The organism is Luteimonas sp. A482 (assembly GCF_054072655.1).
In genome coordinates, this window is record NZ_JBSVRO010000005.1 from 184,401 (window position 1) to 201,453 (window position 17,053).

Annotated in this window: 11 protein-coding genes, 1 tRNA gene and 1 pseudogene; 3 read left to right on the forward strand and 10 right to left on the reverse strand. The window is 69.7% G+C overall.

The annotated features are described in order from the left end of the window. Positions 1 to 2 precede the first annotated feature (2 nt). From ACW5DW_RS14375 to radA, 4 genes and pseudogenes are all read right to left on the reverse strand, one after another. Complete coding sequence (locus ACW5DW_RS14375) at positions 3 to 1,598, reverse strand: FG-GAP repeat domain-containing protein (RefSeq protein WP_457019808.1); 1,596 nt, start codon at positions 1,596 to 1,598, stop codon at positions 3 to 5. A gap of 1,445 nt (positions 1,599 to 3,043) precedes the next feature. Next, positions 3,044 to 3,493: pseudogene (locus ACW5DW_RS14380) on the reverse strand (TonB-dependent receptor plug domain-containing protein); the annotation flags it as partial. 317 nt (positions 3,494 to 3,810) lie between these two features. Next, positions 3,811 to 4,395 carry a hypothetical protein gene (locus ACW5DW_RS14385; protein ID WP_457019810.1) on the reverse strand — a complete coding sequence of 195 codons (585 nt, stop codon included), beginning with the start codon at positions 4,393 to 4,395 and terminating at the stop codon, positions 3,811 to 3,813. Continuing rightward, positions 4,392 to 5,768 (reverse strand): DNA repair protein RadA, encoded by a 1,377-nt coding sequence (radA, locus tag ACW5DW_RS14390; protein WP_457019811.1) that lies wholly within the window; start codon positions 5,766 to 5,768, stop codon positions 4,392 to 4,394. The genes ACW5DW_RS14385 and radA overlap by 4 nt, the downstream gene beginning before the upstream one ends. 97 nt (positions 5,769 to 5,865) lie before the next feature. Here radA and ACW5DW_RS14395 point away from each other — a divergent pair, with 97 nt between their 5' ends. Both ACW5DW_RS14395 and ACW5DW_RS14400 read left to right on the forward strand, forming a co-directional pair. Continuing rightward, the gene (locus tag ACW5DW_RS14395; protein WP_457019812.1) at positions 5,866 to 7,539 is read left to right on the forward strand and encodes an FAD-dependent oxidoreductase; all 1,674 of its coding nucleotides are present in this window, start codon (positions 5,866 to 5,868) and stop codon (positions 7,537 to 7,539) included. A gap of 131 nt (positions 7,540 to 7,670) precedes the next feature. After that, a tRNA-Thr gene (locus ACW5DW_RS14400) sits at positions 7,671 to 7,746 on the forward strand. Between the two features lie 58 nt (positions 7,747 to 7,804). Here the strand turns inward: ACW5DW_RS14400 and ispH are convergent. From ispH to murJ, 5 genes are all read right to left on the reverse strand, one after another. Next, entirely contained in the window at positions 7,805 to 8,755 is a 951-nt protein-coding gene (gene ispH / locus ACW5DW_RS14405) for a 4-hydroxy-3-methylbut-2-enyl diphosphate reductase (RefSeq protein WP_457019813.1), read from the reverse strand. Between the two features lie 222 nt (positions 8,756 to 8,977). Next, positions 8,978 to 9,487, reverse strand: a complete 510-nt coding sequence (gene lspA / locus ACW5DW_RS14410; RefSeq protein ID WP_457019815.1) for a signal peptidase II — start codon at positions 9,485 to 9,487, stop codon at positions 8,978 to 8,980. Positions 9,488 to 9,629: 142 nt separating this feature from the next. Next, positions 9,630 to 12,422, reverse strand: coding sequence for an isoleucine--tRNA ligase (gene ileS / locus ACW5DW_RS14415; RefSeq protein WP_457019896.1), 2,793 nt, complete (start codon positions 12,420 to 12,422; stop codon positions 9,630 to 9,632). 62 nt (positions 12,423 to 12,484) lie between these two features. After that, positions 12,485 to 13,441: a bifunctional riboflavin kinase/FAD synthetase gene (locus ACW5DW_RS14420; protein ID WP_457019817.1), complete on the reverse strand. Its 957-nt coding sequence runs from the start codon at positions 13,439 to 13,441 to the stop codon at positions 12,485 to 12,487. A 79-nt stretch (positions 13,442 to 13,520) separates the two neighbouring features. Next, positions 13,521 to 15,122, reverse strand: a complete 1,602-nt coding sequence (murJ, locus tag ACW5DW_RS14425) for a murein biosynthesis integral membrane protein MurJ (RefSeq protein WP_457019898.1) — start codon at positions 15,120 to 15,122, stop codon at positions 13,521 to 13,523. A 200-nt stretch (positions 15,123 to 15,322) separates the two neighbouring features. On the opposite strand from murJ, the gene rpsT reads away from it, so the two are divergent. Continuing rightward, on the forward strand, positions 15,323 to 15,592 hold the full coding sequence (gene rpsT, locus ACW5DW_RS14430; RefSeq protein WP_457019819.1) for a 30S ribosomal protein S20: 270 nt from the start codon (positions 15,323 to 15,325) through the stop codon (positions 15,590 to 15,592). Between the two features lie 205 nt (positions 15,593 to 15,797). Here the strand turns inward: rpsT and cgtA are convergent, their stop codons facing one another. Further along, positions 15,798 to 16,844, reverse strand: coding sequence for an Obg family GTPase CgtA (gene cgtA / locus ACW5DW_RS14435; RefSeq protein ID WP_457019821.1), 1,047 nt, complete (start codon positions 16,842 to 16,844; stop codon positions 15,798 to 15,800). Positions 16,845 to 17,053: the final 209 nt, after the last annotated feature.

The window sequence follows — 17,053 nt, forward strand, 5'->3', positions numbered from 1 at the left end:
CCTCAGCTCCCTTCGCCACTCCCGTCGGCAGGCAGGTTCTCGAACAGCAGCAGCCGGGGATGCTCCTTCGCAGACCCGGGCGGGGGCTCGGGGCGGGTGTCTTCATTGACCGGCATGTCCAGCATCTCCTGCAGCAGGTCCATGCGGAACGCACCGGCGACGATGTCGAGCCGGCCGTCGCCGTTCATGTCGGCCAGCCACAGCGAGGTCAGCCCGGCCGGCTCGCTGGCGATGGCGTGCGGGGTGAAGTTCCCGCGGCCATCGTTCTGGTACCAGACCAGGGTGTGGCGGCGCGGGTCGCGCCAGTAGTTGACCCAACTGCTGGCCACGATGTCGAGGTCGCCGTCGCCGTCGAGATCGCCGACCGCCGTGGTGACGGCGCCATAGAAGCGGCCGATGTCGCGGAAGGCGAACTGCATGTTTCCCAGATTCTCCATCCACTGCACGCCGTGGTAGGGCTTGGGATCTGTCTGCAGGTCGAAGGCGTCGCCGTTGGTGAACAGCAGGTCGATGTCGCCGTCCTGGTCCAGGTCCACCGGGCGCAGGGAGGTCGAGCCGAACATCGGATGCGGCGCGCGCGCCAGGTCCATCTGCTCGAAGCGGCCGCCGCCAAGGTTGTGGAAGGCGAGCACCATTTCGTGCTCCTGGGAGACCAGGCTGACCAGGTCCAGCAGGCCGTCGCCATCCAGGTCCACCGCGTCGATGCCGAGCGCGCCGGCGAGCGACGTCAGATTGTGTCGATACAGTGCGCCCTCGCGGTTCTCCATCCAGAAGATCCCGCCAATGTCGTTCATGCCGAACACGGCCACTGCGAGGTCCATGTCGCCGTCGCCGTCGAGGTCCGCGGCGCGCACGTCGGTGACCCGCCCCAGGCCTTCGACGAGGGTACGGCGGACGAACGTGCCGGACGGGTCGCCAAGCAGGACGACCACCTTGCCAACGTTCTCGCCCGACGGCGCCATCTCGCCCAGTTCGGCCACCACGATGTCCAGCAGGCCGTCGCCGTCGAGATCGACGACCTGGGCATGCGCGGGCGCGACCAGCTCCGCCAGCGCGCGCTCGCGCCATTGGCCATCTTCGTGCCACAGCCGCAGCACCTCGCGGCGGCCGGCGTCGGACACCAGCAGGTCGGTCGGCGCGCCGCTCAGTCCTGCGGTGACATGCGTGACCAGCGGAGTTTCGGCGGTCGCACCGATGGTCGAGGCGCGGAACCGCAGCGGCGAAGGCGCAGGCGCCAGGTAAGGCAAGCGCGGCAGCTCGGCCGGGCTGCTTCCGTAATAGAACGCCTTGATGTGCGGCAGCACGTCGGCGGGAATGAACTCCTGGCCCCGCATCTTCTCCGAGAGCTCGGCCATGGTCTGCACCGCGTACGGCCAGTCGCGCTTGGGCAGGATGTCCGGCGGCGGCACCAGATGGCAGGCGCCGCAGTACGTATTCACCAGGCCGATGGCTTCGTCCAGCGAAATAGGCGGCGGCGGCGCGTCCTGCGCCCGGCCCGGTGCGGCCGCCAGCAGGCCGAGCCAGGCCAGGCCCAGCAGCAGCGTGAGGACGATGCCGGCGCATGCGAGCGCCCGCGTGTTGTCGTGGCGAAGCTTCATTGCAGGTCCCACTGTAGTGACAGCCGCAGCCGGCGGCCCTGCGCCTCCAGTCCGATCACCTCCTCGCCGCGCGCATCGCCCACGTCGTCGAGCGCAAGCAGCAGCGCTGCCGGGCCCCACTGCCGGCGCAGCGCCAGGTCGAACGTGGTCGCTGACGCCAGCCAGCGATCGCCGGTGGGAATGGACGAGTCGAAGCGGCGCCCGAGGTGGTGCAGCCGCAGCGACAGTTCGTACTGCCCGTCCAGCGGCACCGTCAGGTCCGCGCCGGCCTGCAGTCGCGGCCGGTGGCGCAGGGCCACGCCGCCGACCGGATCGCGCACCCGCATCCATGCGCCGTCCAGCCCCAGCTGCCAGTCGTTGCCGAAGCGGTGTGCGCTGCGCCATTCCAGCCCGTCGGCTTCGATCCGCGCGCGGTTGACCAGCTGCGGCGGCGGCCCGCCGTCGAAATCCACCAGGTCGCGATAGCGCGCGCTGAACACGGTGATCCGGCTCGGCCAGGCCGCATCACTGGCGGTGGCGTAGTACAGCTCGCGGTGCCCGGCGCGCTCGGTCCGCAGTTCGGGGTTGCCGACCAGCGGATGGCCCAGCGCGTAGAAGCTCGGCGGCCTGGAGCTGCGCGAGAACGAAGCGCCCCAGTGTGCGCCGGACGTGCCGAGGTGCCGCTGCAGCGACAGCATTGGCTGGGTGGCGTGGTCGGCCTTGGCGCCGGCATCGCGGCGGCGCTCGTGGCGCAGGCCGCCCTGGGCGGTCCAGGCGCCGTGGCGCCAGCGCAGTTCGGCGTATGCGGCATCGGTGGTGCGCTGCATCGAGAACGCGACCGGCGACTGGAAGAACCCGTAGTCGATCCGGCCGTCGTAGATGCCGCGTTCGCGCTGGTGCAGCACGCCGGCACCGAACTCGCTGGCGGCGCCGAGCGGCCGGCGCCAGGTGGCCTGCAGTTCGTCGCGACGGTAGTCGGTATGCGCGGCCAGCGCGGGCAGACCGGCCGGGTCGCGCAAGCCGCCGGCCACGCCCGGCGAATCCTCGTCGCCCTCACGCGAGAACCTGGCCCACTGCGCCTCGATCGTGCCCGTCGATGGTCGATACCGGGCCTGCAGCGAGAACTGGCGGGCGCGCGCCTCGCGTTCGTCCAGCTCACGTACCACCGCGTAGCGCGGACCGCCGCTGTCATCGGGGAAGCCGCGGCCTTCGCTGTCGCTGTAGCCGAACGCCGCACGCAGCGTCAGTGCCGGCTGCAGTTCGCGTTCCCAGGCCGCATCGAAGGCGCGCACGCCCTGCAAGCCGCGGCCGCCGTCGCCATCCTCGCGGTCGCTCGCGGCCAGGCTCCAGTCCGTGCCGGACAGGCCGGCATGGAGCGCGCGCAGGCCGTCGCCGCCGATCGCGACGCCGGCGCTGGCGCCTTTCGCGGCGCGCCGGGTGTGCAGATGGACCAGCCCGGCGATCGCCTCGGCATGGGCGACGCTGGCGCTGCCGCGCACGATCTCGATGCGCTCGATCCGCTCCAGCGACAGGGTGTTGAGGTCGACCGCGCTGCCGCGCGATGACAGCGGGTCGTTCTGGCGTACGCCGTCGACCAGCACCACGACGTGGCTGGGATCGGCACCGCGCAGGTACAGCGCGCCGTAGCCGCCGCCGCGCGCGCTGCGATCCACCACAAGCCCGGCCTGTGCGGCCAGCACGTCGGCCAGGCTGCGGCCGCGCCACGCCTCGAGTTGTTCCGGGCCGAGCACGGTGATGTTCTGGCTGGCGTCGATCGCTGCGGTGGGCAGGATCGTGGCGGTGACCTGCAGGGTGTCCAGGTCCCTGGTCGGCGTCGCGGCCGACTCCGGCGCCTGCGCCCGCAGCGCTCCGGCCGCGCACAGGGCCAGCGCGGCGGCCCACGCCAATGGCCTCACGGCAGCGGCGCCTGCAGCGATCCGGTCGCCTTCCCGGATTCCGCGCGTCGCGTGATCATCCGGGCGTCCATCGCCGGCGAAGGGAAGCTGAAATTTGGCATGGACGAACTCTATTGCGCCGCCCGCGCCGGCCGCACTGACCCAGGTCAATTCCGTCGGCCCTCCTGCGCAAGCCCGCTTCCGGATCGGGCCCAGCCATGCCGGGCCGCTTCGGGTCGGCCCTCAGGCGTGTCCAGCCGCGCCCGGCCCCGACTGTCCGGGCTGGCACATCCCTCGGCAGCTGCAACGCAGGATCAGCGCACGCGAATCATCGCGCCTCAATACAGCAGCAGCGGCGCGGTGCCGCAGGCCAGGCCAAGCGCCGCGCCACCCAGCACTTCCGGCAGGCTATGCCGCGCCATGCGCAGCCGCGACCAGCCCAGCAACGGCAGCAATGCCAGCGTCGCCGCGCCGGCTGCGGGCCACAGGGCCAGCAGCGTCACGCCGGCAAACGCCAGGCTGGCCATGTGCAGCGACAGCTTGATCCAGCGGTTGGCCATCGCCGCCACGCACAGCATCACGACCACCGCCAGCACACCGGTGGAACTTGCCGATCCACGCCCGCCCTGCCACCACCAGTAGCCGCCCGCGACCAGCAGGGCAAGCAGGTACAGCGCCGGCCGCTCGTGCGGACGCGACGCGTCGACGGTCTGCCATCGCCCCGAACGCCGGCGATGCAGCACGAACGCCCATACGATCGCGACCGCAACCCCGATGCCGGCCGCGGTTCGCAGCAGGCCTGACGGATCCAGCCGCCACGCCGCAACCAGTGCCAGCGCGACGAACACCGCGAACGGATGCAGCAGCACCGACACGACGCGCGCCGCAGGCCAGCGTCCGCCATCGCCAGGCGCAAGGCTCACACCTGCTCCAGCGCGTCGGCCAAGCGCTCGACCGCGATCACCTCCATGCCCTTGTAGCTGCCCGCCTTCGGCGCATTCGCCTTGGCCACGATCGCGCGCTTGAAACCGTGCGTCGCCGCCTCCTTGAGCCGCTCCTCGCCGTTGGGCACCGGCCGGATCTCGCCCGACAGCCCGACCTCGCCGAACGCGATCGTCTTCTCCGGCAGCGGCGCGTCGCGCAGCGAGGACAGCACCGCCAGCAGCACAGGCAGGTCGGCCGCGGTCTCCTGCACCCGGATGCCACCGACCACGTTGACGAACACATCCTGGTCGCTGGTGACCACGCCGCCGTGCCGGTGCAGCACCGCCAGCAGCATCGCCATGCGGTTGCCCTCCAGGCCCACCGCGACCCGGCGCGGGTTCGACAGCGACGAGCCGTCCACCAGTGCCTGCACTTCGACCAGCAGCGGCCGCGTGCCTTCGCGCGTGACCATCACGCAGCTGCCGGGCTGCCGCGCGCTGCCGCCGGACAGGAAGATCGCCGAAGGATTGGGCACCTCCTTCAGCCCCTTGTCGCCCATCGCGAACACGCCCAGCTCGTTGACTGCGCCAAAGCGGTTCTTGAACGCACGCAGCACGCGGAAACGGCTGCCCGAATCGCCCTCGAAGTACAGCACCGCATCGACCATGTGCTCGAGCACGCGCGGGCCGGCGATGCCGCCTTCCTTGGTGACGTGTCCGACCAGGAACACCGCGGTGCCGGTCTCCTTGGCGTAGCGCACCAGCCGCGCCGCGCTCTCGCGCACCTGGCTCACCGAACCCGGCGCGGCGGTGAGCGACTCGGTCCACAGCGTCTGCACCGAATCGGCCACGATGATGCGCGGGCGCAGTTTGGCGGCCTGCTCGAGGATGCGTTCGATCCCGGTTTCGGCAAGCGCATTCAGGCCTTCGACCGGCAGCCCGAGACGCGAGGCGCGGCCGGCGACCTGCGCCAGCGATTCCTCGCCGGTCACGTACAGCCCGGGCAGCGACGATGCCATCGACGCCACCGCCTGCAGCAGCAGGGTCGACTTGCCGATGCCCGGGTCGCCACCGACCAGCACCACCGCGCCCGCCACCAGGCCGCCGCCGAGCACGCGATCGAACTCGCCGATGCCGGTCGACACGCGCACCTCTTCGCCCTGCTGCACGTCCTTGAGCGCTGTGACCTTCGGCGGATCGACCTTGCCGGCCCAGCCGCTGCGGCGCGAAGCCGGCGACTTCGCGGTGCCCGCAGGCTCCACCACGAACTCCGACAGCGTGTCCCAGGCGCCGCAGGCACCACATTGCCCCTGCCACTTGCTGAAGTCCGCGCCACACTCACTGCACACGTAGGCTGTCCGCGCCTTGGCCATATCTGCGTTTGCGTTGTAGATCCGGACGACAGCGTACCGGAGTCCAGTCTGCGCACCTGAGACAGACCCGACCCGTCCCGCAGAGCCCTGACGACCGATGATCGATGATTTCAGCTCGCCCGCCTGCCCGGATGCCTTCGACGCGGACGTCTGCATCATCGGCGGCGGACCGGCCGGCATCACCATCGCCGCAGAGCTCGCCAACACGCCGTGGAAGGTCTGCCTGCTCGAAGGCGGCGGCCTGCGCAGCGAGCGCGCCAGCCAGGCGTTGAACGCCGGGGAATCGATCGGGCCGCATGCGCTCGATCCCGCTTTCAGCCGCTTGCGCACCTTCGGCGGTTCGACCCGCCTGTGGGGTGGCGGCTGCATCCCGATGAGCTCGATCGAGATGGCAAGGCGCGAATGGGTACCCGAAAGCGGCTGGCCGATCGAGTGGGACGCGCTGGCGTCGTACTACGCGCGGGCCAACAAGGTCTGCCGCGTCGATCCGGGTGATTTCGGCGACGGCACCTACCTCTCCTCCGGCAACGGCGACGCGCCCTCGCCCAACCTCGACAACCGCACCAGCCGGATCAGCCCGCTCGACTTCGGCCAGGCGCACATGGAGCTGCTGCGCACGTCACCCAACCTGCAGCTGGTGCTGCATGCCAACGTGCTTCGCCTCGAGGCTCTCGACAACGCGTCGGCGGTGCGGCGGGCGCTGATCGGCACCACCGACGGCCGCCGTGGCCATGTCAACGCCCGCTATTTCGTGCTGGCCACCGGCGGCATCGAGAACGCACGGCTGCTGCTGCTGTCCGACGACGTCGCGCCCGCAGGACTGGGCAACGATCGCGACCTGGTCGGCCGCTACTTCATGGACCATCCGCGCTGCGGGCTCGGCACGTTCCGGGCTGGCGCCATGGACCAGCTGGCGAACCTCTACAGCCGCGCGCTCGACGATGCGCCCTGCCCGGCCTACCACCAGCTCAGCCTGTCGGCGTCGGCACAGCAGAGCCACCGGCTGCTCAATGCACGCGCGCGGCCATTCGCGGTCGAACAGCCTGCGTCCAAGGGACTGGCCTCGCTGCGCGCCCTGCGCGCATCGTTGCGCGGCAAGCGCGGCCCGGCCGACGAGAGCCAGAGCGTGGAGAACGAGGTGCTCGACGCGCTGGCGCAGGAGATTCCCGAACGCATCCCGGCGTACGACGGGCCGGTCGACCGTGGCCGCCTCGCGCTGCGCACGGCCCTGAATGCCGGCGACATCTTCCAGGCGGGGCGTCGCAAACTTGCCCGACGCAGCGTCGTGGACACCGATCGCGTGGAAATGGTCGGTTATTTCGAGCAGGCGCCAAACCGCGACAGCCGCATCCTGCTGTCCGACGACCGCGATGCGCTGGGCCTGCGCAAGGTGCGCATGGACTGGCGGCTGTCCGCCGCCGACCAGGCCAGCATCCGTGGCGCCGCGAACCTCATCAGCGCCGACGTGGCAACCCGCTTCGAGTGCGAATTCGAACCGGCCGACTGGCTGCGCGACGCCAGCGCCGTCCCGCACGTGCACGGCACCGCGCACCACATCGGCACCACCCGCATGGCGGATTCGCCGGAAGATGGCGTGGTCGACACGCAGTGCCGGGTGCATGGCGTCGACAACCTGTACGTCGCGGGCAGCTCGGTGTTCCCGACCGGCGGATGGGCCTTCCCCACCCTGACGATCGTGGCACTGGCGCTGCGCGTCACCGACGAGTTGCGCAACCGGCTGAACGAAGTTCCGGTAGCGGGCACGCTGTAAGGCCGCACGGCACGCCGCGGCGTGCCGCGTTCCGCCGTCCCCGTGCGATTGCAGTGCGGCCTGCGCCTGCCGCCGCAACGTGTCTTCCCCTTTGACCGGGCGCCGCCCAAGGCCTAGAATTTGCGACCCTCGCCGGAATAGCTCAGTTGGTAGAGCGGCGCATTCGTAATGCGTAGGTCGTAGGTTCGATTCCTATTTCCGGCACCAGATACGTGAAAGCCCCGCAGTGCGGGGCTTTTTCGTTGGGGCGCAGTCAGGGACGCGTTCAGTCGATCAGCTGCAGCCGCAGTTCCTTCGGCAGGGCGAACACCATGCTCTCGGGTTCACCGTGCAGTTCGCGCACGGGGCCGGCGCCCAGCTCGCGCAGGCGCGTCAGCACGCCCTGCACCAGCACGTCGGGGGCCGACGCACCGGCGGTGACGCCGATATGGCGGCGGCCGACCACCCACTCCGGGTCGATCTCGGCGGCGCCATCGATCAGGTAGGACTCCACGCCATCGCGTTCGGCCAGCTCGCGCAGGCGGTTGGAGTTGGAGCTGTTGGGCGAGCCGACCACCAGCACCAGGTCGCACTGCTGGGCCAGCGCGCGCACTGCGTCCTGCCGGTTCTGCGTGGCGTAGCAGATGTCGTCGTTCTTCGGGCCCTGGATGAGCGGGAAGCGCGCGCGCAGGGCGGAGATGATGTCGCGGGTGTCGTCCACCGACAGAGTGGTCTGCGTGGTGTAGGCGATGTTGGCCGGCTGCGACGGGTCGATCCAGGCCACATCCTCCAGGTCTTCGACTAGGTAGATGCGGCCGCTGCCGGCTTCCGCCTTCCACTGCCCCATCGTGCCCTCGACCTCCGGGTGGCCGGCGTGTCCGATCAGCACCACGTCGCGCCCGGCGCGGCACTGGCGCGCGACTTCCAAGTGCACCTTGGTCACCAGCGGACAGGTGGCGTCGAACACCTTCAGGCCGCGTCGCCCCGCCTCCTCGCGCACCGCCTGGGAGACGCCGTGGGCGCTGAAGATCACGGTGTTGCCATCGGGCACTTCATCGAGCTCCTCGACGAAGATCGCGCCGCGGCGGCGCAGGTCCTCGACCACGAAGCGGTTATGGACCACTTCGTGGCGCACGTAGATCGGCGCGCCCAGGGTCTCGATGGCGCGTTTGACGATCTCGATGGCGCGGTCGACGCCGGCACAGAAACCGCGGGGATTGGCGAGGACGATGTCCATGGCGCGCAGTGTAGCGCCCAGGCGGGCAACAGCGCCGGAACACGGTGTGTCGCAGGCGGCGACGGCGTGCCTGCGCGGGCCGGTGCGGCGGCATGGCCACGGCCAGAAGGCGCCGGCCGGCGAGGCCATCACCCGGTCGGGGCGCAAAAAGTGACTCTCCGCCGGTGACGTAAGGACCGCCCCGGTCGGTGGACACGCGCATTCGCGCCCTTGCTGCTGCGCTCAGCGACGCTTCGCGCCGTCCGTACCCTTGCCCTGGAACAGTCCGAACAGTGCGATGCCGATCGCCCCGCCCACCACCGCGCAGTCGGCGATGTTGAAGGCCGGCCAGTAATGACCTTTCCAGTGCCACTGGATGAAGTCGACCACGTGGCCGTGGACCTGGCGGTCGATGATGTTGCCCAGCGCGCCGCCGATCACCAGCGCGAACGGCAGCGCGGTGCGCCAGTCGGCGCGCGGCGTGCGCGACAACCAGAACGCGAGCAGGCCGCTGATGCCCACGCCAAGCACGGTGAAGAACCACTTCTGCCAGCCGCCGGCGCCCGCCAGGAAGCTGAAGGCCGCGCCGGTGTTGTAGGTGCGGTACCAGTTCCAGAAACCTTCGATCACCGGTATCGCGGTGTACTCGGGCAGGCTGGTCAGCACCCACCACTTGCTCAGCTGGTCGAGGACGATGACGATCGCCGACAGGATCAGCCAGGGCAACGCGTTGGGTCGTATGGACGAGGTCATTGTGTTCCCTTGGCTGGTGTTCGGCAGTGTTCCCGGATCGCCCGCGCAGGAGCGGCTTCAGCACCGATCGCTCCCCGGCTCACCGAAGACCGGGTCGCGACTGAAGCCGCTCCTACAGGAGGAAGCCTGCGGCGGGTTCCGGTCAGACCCACTTCCGATCCTCGCCCGGGCCTTCCACGTTCGACACGCAGCGACCGCACAGCTGCGGATGCGCGGCGCTCGTGCCCACGTCCGCGCGATGGTGCCAGCAGCGCACGCACTTGGGTTTGCTGGTCCGCGTCGCGACGATCCGCGATTCCTCGCCGTCGAACGGCAGCACCTTCACGTCGCCGCTGATCAGGAAGAAGCGCAGCTCGTCGACCAGGGGCGCGACCCGGATCTGGTCGGCGGTGCCAGCGTGCAGCTCGATCTCCGCCTCCAGTGCCGCGCCGATCTCGCCGCTGGCGCGCATCGGCTCCAGCACCTTGGCCACGTTCTCGCGCAGGGTGAGCAGCCGCTCGAAATCGTTCGCCGACAGCAGCGCGTCGGCCGGCAGCGGCGCCAGGCCTTCGTACCAGGTGGCCATCAGCACGTTGCGCTCGCGCGCGCCTGCGGCCGGCGCCGGCAGGTAGCCCCACATCTCCTCGACAGTGAAGCTGAGCACCGGCGCGATCCAGCGAACGAAGGCCTCGGTGACGTGGTAGATCGCGCTCTGCGCGCTGCGCCGGCCGCGCGAATCCTCGCGCATGGTGTAGAGCCGGTCCTTGGTGACGTCCAGGTACAGCGAGCCCAGGTCGACGCTGCAGAAGTTGAGCAGCAGCTGCACGATTTCGGAGAAGTCGTAGCGCGCGTAGGCGGCCTTGATCTTCTCCTGCACCTCCCAGGCGCGATGCACGATCCAGCGGTCGAACGCGAGCATCTCTTCAGGCGCGCACAGGTGCCGCGCGGGCTCGAAGCCGTTGAGGTTGCCGAGCAGGAAGCGCGAGGTGTTGCGGATGCGGCGGTAGGCATCGGCGTTGCGCTTGAGGATCTCCTGCGACAGCGACATCTCGTTGCTGTAGTCGGCGCTGGCGATCCACAGGCGCAGGATGTCCGCGCCCAGCGTCTTCATGATGTCCTGCGGCTCGATGCCGTTGCCCAGTGACTTGGACATCTTGCGGCCGTGCTGGTCCACGGTGAAGCCGTGGGTCAGGCACTGGCGATAGGGCGCGGCCTTGTCGATGGCGACGCCGGTGAGCAGCGAGGACTGGAACCAGCCGCGGTGCTGGTCGGAGCCTTCCAGGTACAGGTCGGCCGGCTTGCCGAAGCCGCGCTCGAGCAGCACGCCCTCGTGGGTGACGCCCGAGTCGAACCAGACATCGAGGATGTCGGTGATCCTGTCGTAGTCCTTCGCCTCGTCGCCAAGCAGCTCGGCGGCGTCGAGCGTGTACCAGACGTCCACGCCGTGCTGTTCGACGCGATCGGCCACCTGCCGCATCAGCTCGCTGCTGCGCGGATGCGGATCGCCCGTCTCGCGGTGCACGAACAGCGCGATCGGCACGCCCCAGGTGCGCTGGCGCGAGATGGTCCAGTCCGGCCTGCCTTCGACCATGCCGGTGATGCGCGCCTCGCCCCAGCCCGGGAACCAGCCCACGCCCTTGATCGCCTCCAGCGCGTCGGCGCGCAGGTTGGCCTGGTCCATCGAGATGAACCACTGCGGCGTGGCGCGGAACGCGATCGGCGTCTTGTGCCGCCAGCAGTGCGGATAGCTGTGCTCGAGCTTGCGCGACGCAAGCAGTGCGCCGCTCGCGCGCAGTACTTCGACGATCGTGTCGTTGGCTTTCCAGATGTGCTGGCCGGCGAGTTCGACGCCATCCGCGGCCGGCGTCGACGGCAGGTAGACGCCGCGGCCGTCGACGGGATTGAGTTCGGCCGCGCTGTAGCGGTCGATCAGCCCGTACTGCTTGCTGACCGCGTAGTCCTCCTGACCGTGTCCGGGCGCGGTGTGCACGGCGCCGGTGCCGTCCTCGGCCGAGACGTGGTCACCCAGCAGCACCGGGATGTCGCGCTGGTCGTAGAACGGATGCGCGAACACCAGGCCTTCGAGCTTCGCGCCCAGCGCCCGGCCCAGCACCTGCGCCTGCTCGACGCCATAGCGCTTGAGCGCGCTTTCAGCCAGCGCGTCGGCCAGCACCAGCCAGCGGCGCTTGCCGCCACGTGCGGGACCTTCGACCAGCGCGTATTCCAGGTCCTCGCCCATCGAGATCGCGAGCGAGGCCGGCAGCGTCCAGGGCGTGGTGGTCCAGATCACCACCGCGACCTCGACGTCCTCGGGCACCTCGACGCCAAACGCGCGCGCCACCGCCTGCGGGCTGCGCGCGGCATACGCGACATCGACCGCAGGCGAGAGCTTGTCGGCATATTCGATCTCGGCTTCGGCCAGCGCCGAGCCGCAATCGAAGCACCAGTGCACCGGCTTCACGCCGCGGGTGAGGTGGCCGTTGTCGACGATCTTCGCCAGCGCGCGGATCTCGTTGGCCTCGAAGCGGAAGTCCAGGGTGAGATAGGGGTTGTCCCAATCACCGATCACGCCCAAGCGCTTGAAGTCCTTGCGCTGGATCTCGACCTGCGCCTGCGCGTACTCGCGGCACTTCTGCCGGAACTCGACCGCGTCGAGCTTCACCCCGACCTTGCCGTACTTCTTCTCGATCGCGATTTCGATCGGCAGGCCATGGCAGTCCCAGCCCGGCACGTAGGGCGCGTCGAAGCCGGCGAGATACTTCGACTTGACGATGATGTCCTTGAGGATCTTGTTGACCGCGTGGCCCAGATGGATCGCGCCGTTCGCGTACGGCGGGCCGTCATGCAGCATGAACTGCGGGCGCCCGTTCGCGTTTTCGCGCAGCTGCGCGTACAGGCCCTCGCGCTCCCAGCGCTCGAGCGTGGCCGGCTCGCGCTTGGGCAGGTCGCCGCGCATCGGGAACTCCGTCGCGGGCAGCAGGATGGTGGACTTGTAGCGCTGGCTGTCGTTGTCTTCGGTCACGCGGTGGCCCGCCCTGGAGTGTGCTGTTGGAGGATGCGACGGGCCTCGTCGGCATCGCGATGCATCTGCGCGACCAGGGTCGGCAGGTCGGGAAACTTTTCCTCGTCGCGCAGGCGCGCGACGAACTCGACCTCGATGCGCCGCCCGTACAGGTCGCCTTCGAAATCGAACAGGTGCGCCTCGAGCAGCGGCTCGATGCCGCCTACCGTCGGCCGCGTGCCGAAGCTCGACACCGACGGCCACGCGGCGCCGGCCTCGATGCCGTGCACGCGCGTGGCGTAGATGCCGCGCAGCGCCGGCACCTTGCCGCCAAAGCGCAGGTTGGCGGTCGGATAGCCAAGCGTGCGGCCCAGCTGCCGGCCGCGCACCACCCGCCCCGACACCGCATACGGCTTGCCGAGCAGGCGCGTGGCCGCATCGAAGTCGCCGGCGACCAGCGCCTGGCGGATGCGCGTGCTCGACACGCGTTCGCCGTCCAGGTGCAGCGGCTCGATCTCGGCTGCCGCAAAGCCGTGCTGCGCGCCCGCGGCCCGCAGCACTTCGATGTCCCCGGCACGCCGATGGCCGAAGCGGAACTCCGGGCCGACCCAGACCTCGCGCGCGGCCAGCCGCCGGGCTAGCACGGTTTCGACGAACGCCTGCGGCGCCATGGCTGACAGCTTCGCGTTGAAACGCAGCAGGCCGACGCAGTCGATGCCCAGGCCATGCAGCCCTTCGACCTTGCCGCGCGCCAGGCTGAGCCGCGGCGGCGGACTGGCCGCGGCGAAGAACTCGCGCGGCAGCGGCTCGAAGCTCAGCGCCACGGCTTCCACGCCCAGCGCGCGTGCGCGGTCGACCGCGTGGCGCACCAGTGCGCGATGGCCGAGATGGAGGCCGTCGAACGCGCCGATGCAGACCACACTGCCGTTGGGGCACAGCGGCCCGCCATCGACGTCGCGAAACAGCCTGCTCATGTGAACCGCGGAGTATAGCGGGCGCCCCGCGCGCCCGGCGCGCACGCAGTCCACCGGCCGCGATCCAGGGGCGTGATGCTCAATGGCGCAGGTCGCGCGGCCGGATCCCCTGCAGCCACAGGGCCGCCACGTAGACCAGGCCACCCGCGCCCACCACCACGGCCAGTTTCCAGACCCGCTCGCTCCAGTGCCACGCCGTCCACCCATCCCAGGCCAGCAGCAGGGCAAACACCACGGCCGCCATCGCCACGCTGGCCACCGCCAGCTGGCGCCAGAACCTGCCCCAGCCCGGCTGCGCGCGGAACACCTGCGCCCGGCGCAGGTACCACCACAGCTGCAGCGCGTTGGTCCATCCGGCCACGGCAGTGGCCAGCGCCAGGCAGGCGTGCGCACCGGGCAGCAGCTTGAGCGCGGCGCGGATGTCGCCGCCGCTGGCCGCCCAGGCCTCGCGCCCCACCCCGGTCAGCCACAGCAGCGCAGCCAGGAACAGCAGGGTCGCCACGATGTTCGCCGCCACCGCCACCACGCCCGCCTTCACCGGGGTCCGGGTGTCCTGGCGCGAATAAAAGGCCGGTGCCAGCACCTTCACCAGCAGGAACGCGGGCAGCGCGGTGGACAGCGCCAGCACCGTGAGCCGCGCCATCTGCGTGTCGTGCGGGGTGAAGCGGCCGTGCTGGAACAGCGTCGCCACCAGCGCCTCGGCGCACAGCATGAGTCCCAGGCATGCCGGTATCGCGATCATCAGGCACAGCCGGAAACCCCAGTCCAGCGCCTTCGAATACCCGTCCGGGTCAGCCACCGCGTGGCGGCTGGACAGGTGCGGCAGGATCACCGCACCGATCGCCACGCCGAACATGCCCAGCGGAAACTCCAGCAGCCGGTCGCCCAGATACAGCCAGGTCACGCTGCCGCCGATCAGCATCGACGCCACGATCGTGTTGAGCAGCAGGTTGAGCTGCGCCACCGACGAGCCGAACAGGGTCGGCACCATCAGCTTCATCACCCGCCGGACGCCTTCGTGCGCCGCACCCCAGCGCGGCCTGGGCAGCAGGCCCAGCCTCGCCAGCGATGGCAGGTGGAACAGCAGCTGCAGGATGCCGGCGGCAAACACGCCCCAGGCCAGCGCCATCACCGGCTGGTCCATGCGCGGCGCCAGCGCCAGCGCTGCGCTGATCATGGCGATGTTCATCAGCACCGGCGACAGCGCAGGCACCGCGAAATGGCGATAGCTGTTGAGCACGCCGCCCGCCAGCGAAGCCATCGAGATGAACAGCAGGTAGGGGAAGGTGATGCGCAGCATCTCCGCCGCCAGCTGGCCTTGCGGGCCGTCGGCATCGAAGCCGGGCGCAAACACCCGGATCACCCAGGGCGCGGCCAGCACTGCCAGCGCCGTCAGCACCAGCAGCACCGCGAGCAGGGTGCCGGCGACGCGGTCGACCAGCGCCTTCACTGCAGCGTGGTCCTGGCGCTCCCGGTACTCCGAAAGCACCGGCACGAAGGCCATCGAGAATGAGCCCTCGGCCGAAAGCCGGCGCAGGAAGTTGGGGATGCGGAACGCGACCAGGAAGGCGTCCATGGCCGGATTGGCGCCGAACACTGCCGCGTAGACCTGGTCGCGGACCAGACCCGTGATGCGCGAGATGAAGGTCATCGCGCTGAACACGGCGGTCGAGCGCAGCAGTCCGGCGCGCCGCGGTGCCGCGGCCGCCCCGGCGCCCGGCGGCAGGACCGGATCCGGCGCACTCACGTCCTGTCCTCCCGAGTGCCGACCCTGTTGACCCAAGTGACTGAATCCCCCATAATTTCCGGCTCCGTCTTTCCGAAGCCCGGCCCAAGCCGGCTTTCGCCGTTCACTTCCATACCAGTTTCCAGGATCCTATCGTGGCCAACATCAAGTCCGCCAAGAAGCGCGCCAAGCAGACCGTCGTGCGCAACGCGCGCAACACGGCCCAGCGTTCGCAGCTGCGCACCGCCGTCAAGAAGGTCCTCAAGGCCCTCGACGCCAACGACGCCGCCGGCGCCGAAACCGCATTCGCCGTGGCCCAGCCGCTGCTCGACCGTTTCGGTTCGCGTGGCCTGATCCACAAGAACAAGGCTGCACGCCACAAGAGCCGCCTGACCGCCCGCATCAAGGCGCTCAAAGCCGCCTGATCGCAGGCCCAGGCCGCTGCAGAAGGACCCGGCTCCGGCCGGGTTTTTCGTTTCTGCGGAGGCGGTTTTCGTGTTGGCCACGGATTGACGCGGATGAACGCGAATCGGGTGCGGGGTGGCGCGTGTTCCGCGTGCGTTTGCCTGATCTGCGTTCATCCGCGCAGATCCGTGGCAGAAAAAGGTGTCCGGCGCTTTCATCGCCGCCTCAGTCGCCGAGCTCGTCCGCCGCCTCGCGCTCGCTGCGCAGATATTCGTCCAGGTAGGCCTGCACCTTCAGCATCACCTCGCGGGTGCCCTCGCGCGCCAGGCCCGAGACGACGAACCAGGGCGCCGACCAGCCGAGTTCCGACACGATGCGTGCAGCCAGCTCACGCGCATCCTCGGCCGGAATCAGGTCGGCCTTGTTGAGCAGCAGCCAGCGCGGCTTGTCCAGCAGGTCCGCGTCGAAGCGCTTGAGCTCACCCTCGATGGTGCGGATCTGGTCGACGGCGTCTGTGCCGTCCAGCGGTTCGATCTCGACCAGGTGCAGCAGCAGCCGAGTGCGCTGGATGTGGCGCAGGAACAGCGCGCCCAGCCCCGCGCCCTCGGCCGCCCCCTCGATCAGGCCTGGAATGTCGGCGATCACGAAGCTGCGCGCCGGCTCCACGCTGACCACGCCGAGGTTCGGATACAGCGTGGTGAACGGGTAATCCGCCACCTTTGGCGTGGCCGCCGACACCGCGCGGATCAGCGTGCTCTTGCCCGCGTTGGGAAATCCGAGCAGGCCGACGTCGGCCAGCAGCTTGAGTTCCAGCCGCAGCGTGCGCTCGTCGCCCGACGTACCAGTCGTGGACTGGCGGGGCGTGCGATTGGTCGAACTCTTGAAATGCATGTTGCCCAGGCCGCCGCGGCCGCCCTGCGCCACCAGCAGGCGCTCGCCGTGGCGGGTCAGGTCGCCGATCACCTCGTCGGTATCGACGCTGTGCACCACGGTGCCGGTCGGCACGGCGATCAGCACGTCCTCGCCGCCCTTGCCGTACATCTGCCGGCCCATGCCGTTCTCGCCACGCTGGGCGCGGAACTGCTTCTGGTGGCGGAAGTCGACCAGGGTATTGAGGTTCTCGTCGGCGACCAGGTACACGCTGCCGCCATCGCCGCCATCGCCACCGTCGGGCCCGCCGAGCGGGATGAACTTCTCGCGCCGGAAACCCACGCAGCCGTTGCCGCCGTTGCCGGCGGTGACGGTGATTTCAGCTTCGTCGACGAGTTTCATTGGCGTCAGGTATCAGGGATTGGGGTGGGGATTGGAGATTGGAGATTGAAAAACCGAGCGCAGCGGGCTCGGTAACTTGTCATCCAGAGTGCGGCGGGCTCAGTAAGTTGTCATACCAAGCGTAACTGGCTCAGCAATTTGTCATCCCGAGCGCAGCAGGCTCAGTAACTTGTCATCCCGAGCGCAGCGAGGGATCTGGTGTCCAGTCG

Excerpts from the sequence above, each read along its gene's own strand:
- ACW5DW_RS14375 (WP_457019808.1), bottom strand. The coding sequence starts at position 1,598 with ATGAAGCTTCGCCACGACAACACGCGGGCGCTCGCATGCGCCGGCATC.
- radA (WP_457019811.1), bottom strand. The coding sequence starts at position 5,768 with ATGGCCAAGGCGCGGACAGCCTACGTGTGCAGTGAGTGTGGCGCGGAC.
- ACW5DW_RS14395 (WP_457019812.1), top strand. The coding sequence starts at position 5,866 with ATGATCGATGATTTCAGCTCGCCCGCCTGCCCGGATGCCTTCGACGCG.
- ispH (WP_457019813.1), bottom strand. The coding sequence starts at position 8,755 with ATGGACATCGTCCTCGCCAATCCCCGCGGTTTCTGTGCCGGCGTCGAC.
- lspA (WP_457019815.1), bottom strand. The coding sequence starts at position 9,487 with ATGACCTCGTCCATACGACCCAACGCGTTGCCCTGGCTGATCCTGTCG.
- ileS (WP_457019896.1), bottom strand. The coding sequence starts at position 12,422 with ATGCGCGGCGACCTGCCCAAGCGCGAGCCGGCCACGCTCGAGCGCTGG.
- ACW5DW_RS14420 (WP_457019817.1), bottom strand. The coding sequence starts at position 13,441 with ATGAGCAGGCTGTTTCGCGACGTCGATGGCGGGCCGCTGTGCCCCAAC.
- cgtA (WP_457019821.1), bottom strand. The coding sequence starts at position 16,844 with ATGAAACTCGTCGACGAAGCTGAAATCACCGTCACCGCCGGCAACGGC.